The organism is Pseudomonas sp. ABa2 (assembly GCF_056676075.1).
Window position 1 is genome coordinate 2,418,421 of sequence record NZ_CM155239.1, and the last position, 14,932, is coordinate 2,433,352.

The 14,932-nt window shown below is 64.9% G+C and carries 13 protein-coding genes; 4 read left to right on the forward strand and 9 right to left on the reverse strand.

Features of this window, described 5'->3' with window-relative positions; genetic code table 11:
* Positions 1-174 precede the first annotated feature (174 nt).
* The 4 genes from AC1G9C_RS11780 (at position 175) to AC1G9C_RS11795 (ending at position 3,302) form a co-directional block, all read left to right on the forward strand.
* Positions 175-873, forward strand: a complete 699-nt coding sequence (locus AC1G9C_RS11780; protein WP_480410276.1) for a histidine phosphatase family protein — start codon at positions 175-177, stop codon at positions 871-873.
* Between the two features lie 57 nt (positions 874-930).
* Positions 931-1,242 carry an SCP2 sterol-binding domain-containing protein gene (locus AC1G9C_RS11785; protein WP_003239871.1) on the forward strand — a complete coding sequence of 104 codons (312 nt, stop codon included), beginning with the start codon at positions 931-933 and terminating at the stop codon, positions 1,240-1,242.
* 208 nt (positions 1,243-1,450) lie between these two features.
* Positions 1,451-2,518 (forward strand): phosphotransferase family protein, encoded by a 1,068-nt coding sequence (locus AC1G9C_RS11790; RefSeq protein WP_480410277.1) that lies wholly within the window; start codon positions 1,451-1,453, stop codon positions 2,516-2,518.
* Positions 2,519-2,534: 16 nt separating this feature from the next.
* On the forward strand, positions 2,535-3,302 hold the full coding sequence (locus AC1G9C_RS11795; RefSeq protein WP_397498439.1) for an SDR family oxidoreductase: 768 nt from the start codon (positions 2,535-2,537) through the stop codon (positions 3,300-3,302).
* Between the two features lie 92 nt (positions 3,303-3,394).
* Here the strand turns inward: AC1G9C_RS11795 and AC1G9C_RS11800 are convergent, their stop codons facing one another.
* The 9 genes from AC1G9C_RS11800 to AC1G9C_RS11840 form a co-directional block, all read right to left on the reverse strand.
* On the reverse strand, positions 3,395-6,214 hold the full coding sequence (locus AC1G9C_RS11800) for a hypothetical protein (RefSeq protein ID WP_480410278.1): 2,820 nt from the start codon (positions 6,212-6,214) through the stop codon (positions 3,395-3,397).
* Positions 6,201-6,428, reverse strand: coding sequence for a hypothetical protein (locus AC1G9C_RS11805; RefSeq protein WP_480410279.1), 228 nt, complete (start codon positions 6,426-6,428; stop codon positions 6,201-6,203). Before AC1G9C_RS11805 ends, AC1G9C_RS11800 begins: the two co-directional genes overlap by 14 nt.
* 8 nt (positions 6,429-6,436) lie before the next feature.
* Entirely contained in the window at positions 6,437-6,667 is a 231-nt protein-coding gene (locus AC1G9C_RS11810) for a hypothetical protein (protein ID WP_480410280.1), read from the reverse strand.
* Between the two features lie 2 nt (positions 6,668-6,669).
* Positions 6,670-7,491, reverse strand: coding sequence for a phage BR0599 family protein (locus AC1G9C_RS11815; RefSeq protein WP_480410281.1), 822 nt, complete (start codon positions 7,489-7,491; stop codon positions 6,670-6,672).
* The gene (locus AC1G9C_RS11820; RefSeq protein ID WP_480410282.1) at positions 7,481-9,184 is read right to left on the reverse strand and encodes a hypothetical protein; all 1,704 of its coding nucleotides are present in this window, start codon (positions 9,182-9,184) and stop codon (positions 7,481-7,483) included. Before AC1G9C_RS11820 ends, AC1G9C_RS11815 begins: the two co-directional genes overlap by 11 nt.
* 3 nt (positions 9,185-9,187) lie before the next feature.
* Entirely contained in the window at positions 9,188-10,183 is a 996-nt protein-coding gene (locus AC1G9C_RS11825; RefSeq protein ID WP_480410283.1) for a hypothetical protein, read from the reverse strand.
* Between the two features lies 1 nt (position 10,184).
* Positions 10,185-11,042 (reverse strand): hypothetical protein, encoded by an 858-nt coding sequence (locus AC1G9C_RS11830; protein WP_480410284.1) that lies wholly within the window; start codon positions 11,040-11,042, stop codon positions 10,185-10,187.
* Positions 11,042-14,536 (reverse strand): phage tail tape measure protein, encoded by a 3,495-nt coding sequence (locus tag AC1G9C_RS11835; protein ID WP_480410285.1) that lies wholly within the window; start codon positions 14,534-14,536, stop codon positions 11,042-11,044. The genes AC1G9C_RS11830 and AC1G9C_RS11835 overlap by 1 nt, the downstream gene beginning before the upstream one ends.
* 117 nt (positions 14,537-14,653) lie before the next feature.
* Complete coding sequence (locus AC1G9C_RS11840) at positions 14,654-14,827, reverse strand: hypothetical protein (protein WP_480410286.1); 174 nt, start codon at positions 14,825-14,827, stop codon at positions 14,654-14,656.
* Positions 14,828-14,932 lie beyond the last annotated feature (105 nt).

The window sequence follows — 14,932 nt, forward strand, 5'->3', positions numbered from 1 at the left end:
CGCCGAGGCGCGCAAAGGCTCAAGCATACCGGCGCCATCGGCCGGCGGCCAAGCGCGACGAAGGTCGACGGGCACCGCACAGCGGATTCAAACAAGCGTATGTTTTTTCGTTGACAGCCCCTGAGCTTCCTCATACCCTCGCGGAACTTTCAACGCGCCGGGACCGAAACGGACGTGGGCAGCATTTACCTGATTCGACATGGCCAGGCCTCATTCGGCGCGGACGACTACGATGTCCTGTCTGCCACCGGCGTGCGCCAGGCCGAAGTATTGGGCGAGCACCTGAATCAGCTCGGCATCGTCTTCGATCGCTGCGTCAGCGGCAGCCTGCGCCGCCAGCAGCATACCGCCAATGCCGCGTTGCAGCGCATGAGCGACGCCCCGCCGCTGGACATCGACGCGGCCTTCAACGAGTTCGACGCCGATGCGGTGATCCGCGCCCTGCTCCCGGGCATCCTGCCCGAAGAACCCGAGGCCCTGCATATCCTGCGTAACGGCGCGCAGAACCGTGCCGAGTTCCAGCGCCTGTTCTCCAAGTTGATCGCCCGCTGGGTTTGCGGCGAGTACGAGCAGCCCGGTCTGCAGAGCTGGCAGGCCTACGTCGAGCAGGTTGAAGGCGGCCTGGCCCGCATCCTCGAGCAGGCCCGGAGCAAACAGAACATCGCCGTGTTCACCTCCGGCGGCACCATCACCGCCCTGCTCCGGCTGATCACCGGCGTACCGGCGGACAAGGCCTTCGAACTGAATTGGCAAATCGTCAACACCTCGCTCAGCCAGCTGAAGTTCCGCGGCCGCGAGGTGAGTCTGGCTTCCTTCAACAGCCATGTGCATCTGCAGCTGCTGAAGGCGCCGGAGCTCATCACCTACCGATGAGTTTTGGCCCACTGCGGCCGCGAGGCTGCGCGAAAAACCTGAAAAAAGGATAAGACCATGAGCGTTGCTGACATCGTCCAAACCATGCAATCCAAGTTCAACGCCAGCGCCGCCGCCGGCCTGGATCTGGTGTTCCAGTTCAATATCGAAGACGGCGAGAACTACGCGCTGATCGTCAAGGACGGCACCTGCGCCGTCGAGCAAGGCGACAACCCGAACGCCAACGTGACCCTGATCATGGACAGCGAAACCCTCAAGGGCATCACCAGCGGCGAAACCGACGGCATGCAGGCCTTCATGGCCGGCAAGCTGCGCGCCGAAGGCGACATGATGCTGGCGATGAAGCTGGGCGAACTGTTCCCGGTCTAAGCGTCTAGGCTGACCGTGACACAGACGAAACCGGAGTCCTTGGGCTCCGGTTTTTTTTATGCGCAGCCGCCGCCTGCGGGCGAATCAGGCAGCTTGATTGTGGTGCAACACGCCCGCCTATAACGGCGCGTATTGCTTGTGACGGTTCGGGTGCAGCATTAGATTAGCCAATTATCTAGGGCACCCATCATAAGTAGAAGGGATAAGCATGGCGCTCACCGACCAATCCACCCGCATCCGCGCAGGCGAAGAGCTCGACGCCGCCGTCATCGACGCCTATCTCAAGGCCCATATTCCCGGCCTGAGCGGCGCAGCGAAGATCAGCCAGTTCCCCGGCGGCGCCTCGAACCTGACCTACCTGATCGAGTATCCGCAGCAGGAGTTCGTCCTGCGCCGCCCGCCATTCGGCCACAAGGCCAAGTCGGCGCACGACATGGGCCGCGAGTACCGCATCCTCAACCAGCTCAATGCCGGTTTCCCGTACTGCCCCAAGGCCTACGTGCACTGCACCGACGAGTCGGTGATCGGCGCCGAGTTCTACGTGATGGAACGGGTCAAGGGCATCATCCTGCGCTCGGAGATGCCGACCGAGCTGAACTTCTCGCCCGAGCAGACCCGCGCGCTGTGCAAGAGCTTTATCGACAAGCTGGTCGAGCTGCACAACGTCAACTACAACGCCTGCGGTCTCGGCGACCTGGGCAAGCCGGAAGGCTATGTGGAGCGCCAGATCGGCGGCTGGATCAGCCGTTACGAGAAGGCCCTGACCCCCGATGCGCCCACCTGGGAGCCGGTCAAGGCCTGGCTGCGCGACAAGATGCCGGCCGACCACCACAAGCCGGGCATCGTGCACAACGACTACCGCTTCGACAACGTCATCCTCGACCCGAACAACCCGATGCAGATCATCGGCGTGCTCGACTGGGAAATGACCACCATCGGCGACCCGCTGATGGACCTGGGCAACACCCTGGCCTACTGGATCGAGGCGAACGACCCGCCCCCCGTGCAGCTGATGCGCCGCCAGCCGAGCAACGCGCCGGGCATGCTGACCCGCCGCGAGTTCGTCGACTACTACGCCGAGCGCGCCGGCATCCGCATCGACAACTTCGATTTCTACTACGTGTACGGCCTATTCCGCCTGGCCGGCATCGTCCAGCAGATCTACTACCGCTTTTACCATGGCCAGACCCAGGACAAGCGTTTCGCCCAGTTCATTCAGATGAACAAGCTGCTGGAACAGATGAGCCTGCAGGTCATCGGCAAATCCACTCTCTAACCCCGGGGTAATCACAATGTCCAAGACCCAACTGTTCGACCTCGACGGCAAGATCGCCTTCGTTTCCGGCGCCAGCCGCGGCATTGGCGAGGCCATCGCCAAGCTGCTGGCCCAGCAAGGCGCGCACGTGATCGTCTCCAGCCGCAAGCTCGAAGGCTGCCAAGCCGTGGCCGACGCCATCGTGGCCGAGGGCGGCAAGGCCACTGCCATCGCCTGCCACATCGGCGAGATGGAGCAGATCGCCAGCGTCTTCGCACAGATCAAGGAACAGTTCGGCCGTCTCGACATCCTGGTCAACAACGCCGCCACCAACCCGCAGTTCTGCAACGTGCTGGATACCGACCTCGGCGCCTTCCAGAAGACCGTCGATGTGAATATCCGCGGCTACTACTTCATGTCCATCGAAGGCGGCAAGCTGATGAAGGCGGGTGGCGGCGGCTCGATCATCAACGTCGCCTCGATCAACGGCGTCTCGCCCGGCGAGTTCCAGGGCATCTACTCGGTGACCAAGGCCGCGGTGATCAGCATGACCAAGGTGTTCGCCAAGGAGTGCGCGCAGTTCGGCATCCGCTGCAACGCCCTGCTGCCTGGCCTGACCGACACCAAGTTCGCCTCGGCACTGACCAAGAACGACGCCATTCTCAACATGGCGCTGCAGCGTATTCCGCTCAAGCGCGTGGCCGATCCCAGCGAGATGGCCGGCGCGGTGCTGTACCTGGCCAGCGCAGCGTCCAGCTACACCACCGGCGTGGCGCTCAACGTCGACGGCGGCTTCCTCTCCTGAGGTCAAGTTGTAGCGCCGCGCGAAAAAACGCAGGCTTGTGCGCGATAATCACGGCAAGCCTAGCGTTTCACATGCGGCAAAGGAATTGCCGATTACGTCCCCGCGTACCCAACCACCACCGATATGCTCGCCCAGGAACTTGATGCGTTCGCTGGGCTAGGCGTCCATTCCCCTTCGACCGGGGTCAAATCACCGGCAGTCAGAGTCGCCACGCCATGCCGATTGGCCTGAGTGGCCGAGGAGGCGTTCGTACGCAGTGTCCAGGGAGCAGACACTGTGAAGCTGGACGGCACGGATGTGTTCGCCAATTGACAGGCTGTGTTGAGCACCACCTGGCCAACCGCAGTTGCTGCCACCGCCGCGATCGGAGTGGGATCGTTGGAGACGCCTGCAGAGCTGACCTCGCCGTTAAACGCAACAACATCTAGCGTCACCGTTCCCCTCAACACCACGTAATGGACACTGAACCTTGAGGACACGCTCATGGCCCAGGTTCTGCTGGCGCCAGGGTCACCCGCCTCGGCGATCTTCTTGTAGACGGACAGACGATCATTCGCGCCTGTAACAGAGGTGACCAGCACCCAGCCGGCGGGAACAGTCGTAAGCGGGCCGAAGTGCATCACGAAGGCCAGCATTAAGTCACCGATCGCCGTGCTGCTTTGGATAAGGCGCGAGATCGACGAAGCAGTACCACTCGGAGGTTGGATGCTGGTGTTAACAACGCTGAGTTCCTGCATACCCTCGACCGGCCCAGCCTCGAACTCGTGCACATGCATCTGGGTACTGGCCAAGGAGCCTCGCACCGACCAAAGCTCTAACTTCATCAGCCCGGCATAGGTTCCGTAGTCAGGGACAAAGTTGCATGACGTGCCAGTGATACCTGTCTGACTCAGCAAGACCGCGTTCGTATCTGCCCGAAGGAGCCTGCAGGTGTATGTAACACTCGCTTCAGACCCAATGCTGCCCAGCGTGGTATCAATCAACTGGTCGGCCTGAGAAATCCGGTCACGATGGGCCCAGGTGGCAGTGATGTTGCCCTCTACCTCGGCCGGATAGGCTGTTCCATTGATCTTGAGTAGGCCTGGAGGATAGGGCCTGCCCTGACGCCCCTGTAGGACCAGGCTGTCCGTGCTGGCAGACCCTTGCGCCAACTGGCCCTGGCTCGTGTTGGTCAGAAGCCGCGCCTGGATGGTCAGCCCGCTGGCGTACTCGGTTCCATCCTGGCCTTCATTGCCGTCGTAGAACCAGACTCGCGTACCCACCACATGCCGCGCAGGCACGGTATCAGCACAGCCCCGGCCGAAGGTCACAGCGCCCGTCTCCGCATCAATCGCGTCAACCCGACAGATTTCGTCGCCGACGAGTGCCGCAGTACCCAGCTGGACGTCCTGTCCGCCTATGAGGTTGCCGAGTAAAGCACCGGTAGCGCCAGGCTCCAGGACGGCAGCCAGGGTTCCCGTCGGGCACCAGGATGCGGTGTCGCGCTCGGTGAAAGCCCCGGAGGAACCAACCCTAGTCAACAAGGTATAGCTGAGCGACAGGCCCGAGGGCCGAACGGCTGCGCTGAACACATAGGCGGCACTGGTGTTGGCATTGAGCAGCTCCAGGTTCGCCGGATCGACGATCCCGGCCAGTTCCCGATACGGTGCCTCGACCAGACGGCGTATAGCCACCGGCTGCGGTGTACGGTCTGGTGGGACGTAACCACTGGGCGGGACCGCGACGAACGAGTTGGCCGGGAGGCCGAACACGTCCTCAAGGCCGGTGACGGTAATGGCGCCGCTGCTCAGCGTACCGTCCTCGATCCGCCCCGCGCGTAGGATGATCTGCTCGATGCCGCGCTTGAGCGAGCGAACCCGGAAGGCATCGCCAGGTCCGAGCACCCAGCCACGCCGGTCGAGACGCACCTTGAACTTGCGCAGGTTGCTCGCCTTAACCCGCATATCACGACTCGCCACACGCCCGGCCAGCTCGGCGGTCGGCAGGCCGGGATAGCTGACGACCTCAGCTGCAGGCCCGCCCTGGGCCTGGGCCACGGCCGGGTTAACCGCTCGAGCACGCCGCTTCTCGCCGGTGATGGCGTCATCGAACTCGACGAATAACTGGCTCGGTGCGACCAGCTGGCTGCTGGCTTCGTCTTCCTCGATAGCAAGCAGACCGCTGTCTTCATCGAACAGCGGCAGATCCTCAGGGTCGTAGTCGTCGCGGAACAGCTTGAGGGTGATCAGTCCGGTGCGCCGATCAGGGCCGGCGTAGGCACCGATGTGGTCGCAGACCAGGTCGCGCAGCTCGGCCAGCGAGCCGGAGCGTTCCCATTCCAGGCACAGGCCGAAGCCCTCGTTGTACAGCTGCAGCGCCGCCGCCCTGAAGGCGGCGTCATCGAGCATCGTCCGATCCAGACCGCGCGCCCAGTCCGCATTGGTATAGGTCTCGTAGAGGATGTGCGCCGGGTTCATCGCCCGCACCTGGCCACCGGCCAAGGTGATCTGGCAGGTGGACGGGTACCAGACATCGCCATCCCACCCCTTGAGCGCTCGCCACCGCAGGATCTCCCAGGGCTTGGGATACGGGTTAATGGAAGTGATCAGCCCCGAAAAGAATCCGCCGCAGAAGCCTCTGAACGCCGGCACCAGCCCACCGAGGGCGGCTGCCAGCGAGCTGTTCACTGCCTGATCCTCCTCGCCAAACATCACATCCAGGTCGCCGTCGATGCCGCCTTCGCCCTTGTCGCCACCGAACAGATTTGGCGCGCTGATGTGAATGCGCGAGTTGCTGGTGACCAAGCCTGTCCAGGCGGTCTTGCCGGCAGCTCGGATAGCTAGCAGACCGTCCATGGCTTTGCCGAGGCCGAAGTGGATATCGAAGGAGTACCGGAATCCGACAATCACCGACTTCTTACTACTGCTGCCCATGTCGAGCCTCCTCTACGCCCCGCGCGTGCGCCACCAGGTGAATGGCCAGGGCGTTGCCCGTGGCCGTCAGGCGATCGGCATCGATCCCGTTCTGCACGAAGTCCAGCCAGTCCCAGCCCTGCACCGCGAAGAACTCGCGCGACTTCTGCCCACAGTAGCCGACGCGACCTGTCCAGGTCGGCACCGTATAAAGGTGCTCGATGGTGACGATCAAACGCCCGCTCACTTCTTGCCTCCACTGCTCTTGATGGCCTCGCTGCGCTGGTTTCGCACCGAGAGCACCATCCAGCTCTTCGTCCAGCGCTGGCCGAACAGCACTGTCTTCTCGGAGCCTTCCTCGCAGCGCGGGAAGTCGAACGAAGAGAACGCCGCCGGCTTCGGCTTTGCCGGTTTCGGCTGGTTCGCGGCGCTGAGCAGATACGACGCGACGAGGATCGCAACTTGTAACCACATGGTCAGAACACCTGGTCGCCGTCAAAAGGTGAGACGCCGTCCATAGCGTTGGTGCCCCGGAAGTTGGGCAGGTTGTCGTAGACGTCATTGCAGGTGCCGGGGAGGAAGTCGCACCCCGGATACACCCGCACCGCCATGCCAGGCGCCAGGCCGAAGGTGCCGCCCATCAGGGTGAGTACTTCGCCGGCGTGAGTCTCGATGGTGCGCGTATCGAACTCGCCATTGCCGATCGGCCATTCGACGTAACCGCCGGCGAAACGTCCGTCCGGGTAGGCATCGATCCCCGCACAGGTAATAGTCCTGCCGGCCATTGCATCGATGACGGATTCCACACGGTGCAGGTTGCGATCGACCCCGCACCACTTCGAGTAGAGCGTGGTCGTGCAGGTGCGGCTGTAAGTGTCCACCAGGCCCGGCCGCTCCATGCTGGCGTCGATGTCCTGGCAGGTAATGCGGCAGCTATCCAGCGTCGGCCAGCGCACGCTGGCGATGGTGCCGGTGTAACGCGCCACCACCTGGCCGTCGCCCATGTGCATGTCGCTCACGATCAGAGCGATCTCGGCACTCGGCCGGCTATTACGAAACAGCTGAGCGACCTCCAGGTCGGCCGGGGCGGTGATGACGAAGTCATCCTGCCGCGCCACGCCGCTCTGGCGGATGCCGCCGTCGCTGATGCCTCCTGGCAGCGCCAGGTATACCTGGGGCCCGACAGTGAGATTGCGATCGCTGCTGTTGTAGAGCCAGCGCCACACCCCCCGGCGGAACTCATAGAGGCGCACAGGCGCGCCGGCGGCGAGAGACTGCTCACGGCTGTCAAAACTCATCATCGCGCTCCTCGCGGAAGGTCGTTGCCCAGCTGGCAACGCCCAGGCTGTCTGTCATGTGCTCCAGCTCCTGGGTGTCACTCTCGAAGCGGCACAGTACCATCCAACTAATGCGCGCCACCTGGTCCGGTTCGACCACCTGCCCCAAGGCGGCATCGAGCACTAGCTGCTCAACATCGGCATCAACCTCCGCGGCAGCGAGTACCCGCCGGAAGAACACCGCGCCGCCGTACAGCTCGATACGGATGTCACGGCGGCCAGGGCGCCCTCCGCTGAACCGCGCGTAGCCGATGTTGGCGACGTCGATGGTGGCCGCGACACTGGAGACCGTCGCAACCAGCGTCAGGTCTGCCATGTGGGTTGGCACCCACACTACTTTCTGCCTACCGCACATGGCGTAGATGAAGCTGCGCAAAGCAGCCCGCTCAGCGCGACCCTGGTCGAGCCAGCGCTGGCCGAGTAGCGCGAACGCCCTCCGTGCGGTGTCGGTGAAGCGCGGCAGGCCCAGGCCACTGTCCAGCGTCGACATCAGCCGCTCGGCTGCCAACGTCAGATCCTGGCTATCGTCAGGGCGGCGATCCCACACAGGTCGACCGCGATATGTCGACGCCGGCATCAGCGCCGGCCACTCGCACGCCTCCATGATCAGGAAGCGAACCTGCGCCTCGATCAGTTGATCGGTCAGCTTGGTCAGCGGAGGCGGCTCGATGAGCTGGGCGGTGCGGGCTGGGTACAACCGGGTACCGGGCGGCCAAGTCTTCTGAGTGGCGCGGGCCAAGTCCAGACCGAGAGGCGATACCCCTTCGACCTCCACGGTCTCGTAAGTAAAGGCATCCTCGGCCCGCAGCAACGCCAGGCCACCCGCTCGGAAGTCCAGGTGTTCGGTCTGGCACGGAATGAACACGCCGTCTGCAGGAACACCAACGGCTAGCAACTGCACATCAGGCCAGATAGGCAGCGCCCAAAGGCGATCGCCCCAACCGGCCAGCGCCAGGTCGAGCAACTGACGCTCGCGACCCTCAGCGAACATCGACGCCTGGAACTCGCGCCGCGGCGCCAGGCGCAGCTGCCGACGCTGCGAGACTCCCGATTCGCTCTGCAGGATGTCGGTAGCGAATATCAGGCGCTCGCGCACGCCGTCGCCCCAGTCCGGCACGAACGTCCAGGCGATTATGCGGTTGGCAGTAATGCGCAAGCGGGCCGTGGCGCCATTATCGAACTGCCACTCCAGGGCAGTGTCGAGCACAGGCACGCCGTCCGGCGTGACGGAAACCAGCCACTCGCGCTCCTGCAGGGGCTCGAAAACAAAGGGCGGCTCAGGCTGGCCAGCCAGCTCGATGCCCTCATCTAACCCGCTGATCGCGACCAAGGTGCGATCGACCAGATAGGCGTTCCAGACATTCACTGGCGTTATCTGGGTGGAAACCACGTTGCCCAGGTCGAGCTGGGACCGGGAAATATGGATGCGGTGATAGAAGTCGTGCTGGTAGCTGTAGGCGATGAAACCCTCCAGCACTCGCGGCGCAGCCGACACGGGCAAGTGGCTGGTGACATCCTGAATCGGCGCCGCGCCGGCCAGTGAGGGCCCGAATGGCCAGGGCTGATCCTCGAACAGGTCAATGTCGTCGGTCACGTAGGGGTTGTTGACCCCGCCGGCGGGCGAACCGATGCTGAAGCCTGGCAGGATGGCCACCGGTTACTCCCCGTCGTACCGAATGGCCCAGCCGAAAGTGCCGGTGTGCTCCAGGTTGCTACCACCGTCGCGCACAGCGACGTTCTTGCGCCAGAACGGGTAGACCTTCCACTGATCCGTGCCCAGGGTGATTACCTGGCCGGGTTCGTAGTTGTCGATACGCAGGTAGCGGGCGTGGCGAACGTCAAGGATCAGCTGACGCTTATTCGAGCTGGTGACCTCGTACACCTGTATCGGCAGCAGGATTGCCTCGTTGTTCCAGACAGATGGCTGTCTTGCCATGTGGGGCTGCTGGGCCAGGATCGCGTCGATGTTGCCAGGGGCAATGGAACCGGTGGCTGTCGGCACGCCAGCCCACCCGTCCGCGCCCAGGGCATTAAGGCCGGTGTGCACGGCGTCTTGGTAGTACGGGCCATACAGGGCAACAGCACCCGACGTATTGCGGGTGTAGGTGCGCCAGAACGGCCCGGTGTTGCGGTAGAAGCTGTTGACGCTGGGGCCCGACCCTCCCGAGTTGGGGCGGATCTCGTAGCTGTAGCTAATAGACTCGCCGAACCCCGAGTTGTACCGGCGCATCGCATTGGCGGTCAGCCACAGCCCTGTGCCGGCCAGGCCGGGTACGTCGGAGACCCCGAACGCCAACCACATGAAGTACTCCACTGACCAGTTGGCGATGAAATACACCTCGTCCGGGTCGGCGTGGATATGGATGTGGTAGGACATGGGCCAAACGTAGGCCGCGGCATTGTTGTGGCCTCGCCCCATACGCGGCGTGACGGCCGACGGCTGCAGCAGGGTAGACCCGTCGAGCCCGGTACCACCGGTCACCATCAGGCTGCGCGGCGTGTTGGCGTCGAGTGTGATGTCCTCGATCTTGATGAAGGCCGTGCCCTTGCTCAGCACATCGCCGGTCAACGTCCAACCTTCTGCAACGCAGGCGTTGCGCAGCGCGGTGAGCAGCTCAGCGAAATCGTTCGCGCTACCGGTGTAGTGCGCCATGTCAGCTCATCCTCAATGCGTAGTGGTCGGTGTGGCCGGTTCGGTACACGTCCTCGAGCACGACATAGGTGACGCCCTCGATCTCCAGCGTGTTCTCGACCACGTTGTTAAAGCCGCTGATGTAAAACACCCCCTCCAGTTCCCCGTAGATGCCATTGGCATCGCTGAGAATGATCGGCAGCAGCGGGTACTCCCCGCCGGTGTCACGGACGTTGGTGGTGGTGCCGGTGCCGACGCCGGCCAGCACGCTGTTGTTCCAGGGGTGGCATTCCACCTGCAGCCAGTTTCCGGCGTTGTCACGCAACGCCAGGTTGCTGCGGTTGCCTTTGTAGGGCATGGAGTGCGCGGTGTCGGAGAACCGGGTCGCCGGCGCGCTGTTGGCCGCCAGCATGCCCCCAACGACCATCGGATACGGGAACTGAGACGGCCTGGCATACGGCAGCATCTTGCCGACGTAGGCCGACTCATAGACCGGGATGCCGACCTTCAGGCCGAACGCGACACGCTGCGGGCTGACGGTTAGCCAGTAGTCGATGCGCTGGTTATGCGCCGGCACCGCCGACCAACGCGCGCCGGGTTGGCTGCCGATCGGATTACCGGGGACATACCCGGTGAAGCCGTAGCAGATCATGTTGTAGTAGTCCGCCGTGACGTCCTGGTAAGTGCCGAAGCCGACGAAGATCTCTTCGGTACCGCTATACCCTGGCCCCTTCAAGATGACCTGATGGTTGGTGCCGGCAGTGTTGTGGAAGACCGTCACCCAGCCATTCGCCTCGGCAAACGTCTTGATAGTGTCGAGCATCTTCTGGTGGGCAAGGGTGCCGCCGGTGTCATCGACGAACCCGATCTGATACGGCATCAGCTGATCCCCAGTAGTTGGCGCACTTCGGCGCCGTGTTGTTGCAGGTAAACCATGAAGTGCTCCTGGCCGGCCTTGCCCCAGGCCATGCCGGCCACGTCCTCGGGGCGCTGCACCGCGTAGAGGTTCACCGCGTTCTTGAGGGTGGTGCTCATGTTCTTCGCCGGCTCGGCCAGGCGGGTGTTGCCCAGGCTCGGGGCTGCCAGCGCGGGCGCCGGTACGCCGGCCAGGCCGCCGGTGTTGTGGTGGTAGGCGGACTGGAAGGCCCAGTCGTGCAGCGCCTGCATGCCGCGGGCGTTGAAGTCCAGGAGGAAGTCGGTCGCACCAGGTTGCATGGCCGAGGCGGCGCGAATCACCACCTCCTCGGTCGAGAGCGCCGCCAGGATGGAATCGCTGGTGGGTGTACCTGGGCCCTTGACCTTGCCGCCCTCGGCGAAGCCGAAGGCGCCGGTGTAGGCGGCAGCACCTCCGGCACCTCCGGCGCCGCCGCCAGCAAGCGAGGCGAGAAGGCCGAGGCTGTTGCTAGCTCCGCCAGCTGCTCCAGCGCTGGCGATAGCAGCCCCCATTGCCGCGGCGGCAGAGGCACCGGCGGCCGTAATAGAGGCGGCCATGGCAGACGCCGCGGTCGCACCACCTGTGGTAATGCCGGCGCCCATCGTTGTGGCTCCGGCGGCCGTTGCGGTGGTGATAGCGGTGGCCGTAGCCGTGGCACCTGCGGCATCAGCCGCAGCATCGGCGCCTGAACCGAAAAGCCCCATGACACCATTGGTCAGCGACTCCGCCACGTTCTCGGCGGCCATTTGAGTCAGCGCATCGAGCACGCTCTGGCCGAGCGCGGTGACGGCCTCGCGCAGGGTCATGGTGCCGTTGGCCAGGCCGGTCAGCGCCTCGGTGAGCCCGGAGGTCAGCCCGTCGCGCAGGGTCTCCTGCAGGAGCGTGGTGGTGGCCATTAGGCGCTGGGCCTGAGCGTCCAGGGCGTACAGGGCCTGCGCAGCCGATTCGCCGATCGCACCAGGTTGCTGGGCCAGCTCGGCCAGCACCGGGCGGATCTGTTCGAGCTGGGCGTAGGTCTGGCGGTGGATCTCCAGGATGCGCTCGCGCGCCTGCAGCTCGGTGATCAGCCCGGCATCCTGCTGCACGTTTACCGACTGCTCCTGGCGCTGCTGCTCGGCCAGGATGCGCTCCATCTCGCGCTGCACGTCGTCGACGCGCACCTTGGCCTCGGCCACCGGGATCAGCCTGTCGAGCCAGGCAAGGCCGGCCTCGTTGCCCACCTTCTCGAACTCGGTACGCATGCCTTCGAACTTGGTGCGGATCTCCAGCAGCGCCGCGTCAGTCTCGCGGCCGGCGGCGCGCAGGAACTCGGCCTCCAGCCCGGCGTTGGTGCGAGCATTGGCGTCGGCCTGGCGCTGGGCCTCGGCGGCATCGATCAGCACCAGGGCGGCCTGGGCGCGATCAAGCATGGCGCCGGCCAGGCCCTTCTCGGCCAGCTCGTACTGGCGGACCTCGGCGGCGGTCATGCCGAGCTTGATGGCCTGATCCTCCAGGCCCTGCACGTAACTTAGCTGCTGCCGCACGGATTGCTCGGTTGCGCGCAGCGCGGCCTGGGCGGCGCGCTCCTGCTCGCGTTGCGCGGCGGTCGCCTTGCGCTGCTCCTCGGTGGCCAGGCGCTTGGCGTCGGCTTCGGCCTGGTTGGCCTCGCGCTGCTTATCGGTGGCCTCGGCCGCAGCCAGCATGCGCTGGCCCAGCTCGCTGGTGGCCTCGATGCTCTGCTCCTGCATCACCCGCTGCGCGCGCTCGACGTTGGTCAGGTTCTGCAGGCTCTGCAGCTGCGCCTCGGCACCCTTGACGAAGGCTTCGGCGGCCTTGGTGCGTTCCTGGGCGGCGGCGATGGCCTCGCGGTTGGCTGCCGCGGCTTCACCCTCCTGTTTGGCCTGCTCGTCGCGTAGGCGGATCTGCTCGCGCAGACCTTCCTCCTCGGCGGCCAACCGGGCTTCGAGGGCCGGATCAATGCCGCCGCCGACACGATCACCCCGCACCCCATAAAGGGCCGTCTGGCGCTGCTGAGCGATGGCGGCGAGCTTGTCCTCCAGAGTATCGGCCCGGCCGATATCGAGCATGGCGTCCCAGGCTTCAGCGGCCACATTCTTGACGGCCTGCCAGGCCGACTCGACCAGCCCCAGGTTGCCAGCGATATCGGCAGCGCGGCCCTGCATCGCCTCGGCCAGCGCCTCCATGGCCACCTGGGCAGCGCCGGCCTGATCGCCCTGAGCCTCCAGGGCGGCGATCTGCTCGTATACGGCCAGGGTGAGGTAGTTGTACTGCTCGTTGAGCTTGGCCGAGGCTTCGGCCGGCTCCTCGGCCAGGCGCTTGAACTCGTCGACTGTGGCGCTGACGGCGCGGCCGATGCTGTTCTCCATCACCACGGCGGTGGTGGCGATCAGCTGGATCTGATCGGCGGTGAACTTGCCGGCGGCGGTCACTTCGGCGAGTGCAGCGGCGGCCTGGCGCTGGGTGCCGGAAACGCCGTCGATCTGGCGGGCCATGGCTGCCAGCTGATCCGAGGTAACACCCGCCGAATTTCCCGTCAGGGCAATGGCTTTTTCATATTCGTAGGTTTCGGCGGCGCCCTGGACGGCGGCGATCACCGTGGCGCCGATGGCGGCTGTGATGCTGGCAATGGCCAGGGTCAGCGGGTTGATGGTGCTGACCAGCGCGCGCCCGGCGTTGGCCCAGCCACCGAACGAATCCTTGATCTGTCCGCCTTGCTGCACCGCCACCAGCCACACCGGCATGCCGCTGGCCAGGCTGGTGGTGATGTCGGTGATCTGCATCGGCAGTTGGCGCATCGCCTGCTGGTACTGCCCGGCGGTGATGCTGGCGACGCGCATGGCCTCAGTGGTGCCGGTGAGCCGTTGGCGCTGCTCCTGGAGCTTGGCGTTGTAGGTGTCGAAGGTATCCAGGTCGATCTGGCCGGAGCTGCGCGCGCGGCGCAGCTGCTGCTCCATGTTGTCCAGCTCGTCCAGCTTGCGGATCACCGGGTCGATCTTGCCCAGCAGCTGCTGCAGCTCCTGAGCCTCTTTCTCGGTGGCCGCGGCGGCCTGCGCGGCCGCTTCTGCTGCGCGCGCGTCGGCCTGGGCCTTCTCCAGGGCCGCGCGCTCGGCGTTGTGGTAGGCGTTCATCGCCTCGGTCTGCGCCGCGGCGGTCTGTTGCCAGGTGGTGTTGGCCTCCTGGGCAACGGTGTTGCCACGCTCGACGCTACTGGCCAGGGCATCGGCGGCGGCCTGCTGCTGCAGGCTGGCCTCGACCATGACGCGGATGCGGGCGGCCTGCTGCTCGGCGGACTCGCCGATCTGCCCGAGTTGGGTGCTGCTGGTGGCGGCCGCGGCGCCGACGTCCTCAACGGACTGGGCGAGCCCCTGCAGCTCGCGCTGACCCTGTTCCAGGTCAGTGCGCAGGCGCAGGGCAAACTCGATATCACCGCGGTTGTTCATCGGTCAGCATCCAGATGGGAGGGATGCCGACATGCTCGCGCGCGCGAGGCGGGATGTAATTTTGACGAGGCAAAAAGAAGCCGCCCGTAGGCGGCGAAGGAGCAATCCCTGGCGCGGTTACTCCTGGTCGACGCACCCCTGGTGCTGCAGCTGCTCGATCGCCTCGCGGCACTCGGTCGACGTCGTGCGCTGCAGCTCGGCCTGGGCGGTGTCGCCGGCCTGCTCGCTGTACGGCAGGTTGTGCTCGGCGATCTCGGCGGTGCGTTGCAGTTCGGCAATGGCCTGGTTCATGGTGCCTCCTACTGGGTCAGCTTCTTCAGGTGTTTCTCGGCAGCCTCGCCGCCGGCAAACGCCTGGTTCAGGTCTATCAGCGCCTCGGCGCGTTCCCTGCGCCGC

What these genes read in the sequence shown, in the direction of transcription:
- AC1G9C_RS11835 (WP_480410285.1), bottom strand. Translation starts at nt 14,536, where the DNA reads ATGAACAACCGCGGTGATATCGAGTTTGCCCTGCGCCTGCGCACTGAC.
- AC1G9C_RS11830 (WP_480410284.1), bottom strand. Translation starts at nt 11,042, where the DNA reads ATGCCGTATCAGATCGGGTTCGTCGATGACACCGGCGGCACCCTTGCC.
- AC1G9C_RS11810 (WP_480410280.1), bottom strand. Translation starts at nt 6,667, where the DNA reads ATGTGGTTACAAGTTGCGATCCTCGTCGCGTCGTATCTGCTCAGCGCC.
- AC1G9C_RS11800 (WP_480410278.1), bottom strand. Translation starts at nt 6,214, where the DNA reads ATGGGCAGCAGTAGTAAGAAGTCGGTGATTGTCGGATTCCGGTACTCC.
- AC1G9C_RS11785 (WP_003239871.1), top strand. Translation starts at nt 931, where the DNA reads ATGAGCGTTGCTGACATCGTCCAAACCATGCAATCCAAGTTCAACGCC.
- AC1G9C_RS11815 (WP_480410281.1), bottom strand. Translation starts at nt 7,491, where the DNA reads ATGAGTTTTGACAGCCGTGAGCAGTCTCTCGCCGCCGGCGCGCCTGTG.
- AC1G9C_RS11825 (WP_480410283.1), bottom strand. Translation starts at nt 10,183, where the DNA reads ATGGCGCACTACACCGGTAGCGCGAACGATTTCGCTGAGCTGCTCACC.
- AC1G9C_RS11840 (WP_480410286.1), bottom strand. Translation starts at nt 14,827, where the DNA reads ATGAACCAGGCCATTGCCGAACTGCAACGCACCGCCGAGATCGCCGAG.
- AC1G9C_RS11790 (WP_480410277.1), top strand. Translation starts at nt 1,451, where the DNA reads ATGGCGCTCACCGACCAATCCACCCGCATCCGCGCAGGCGAAGAGCTC.
- AC1G9C_RS11795 (WP_397498439.1), top strand. Translation starts at nt 2,535, where the DNA reads ATGTCCAAGACCCAACTGTTCGACCTCGACGGCAAGATCGCCTTCGTT.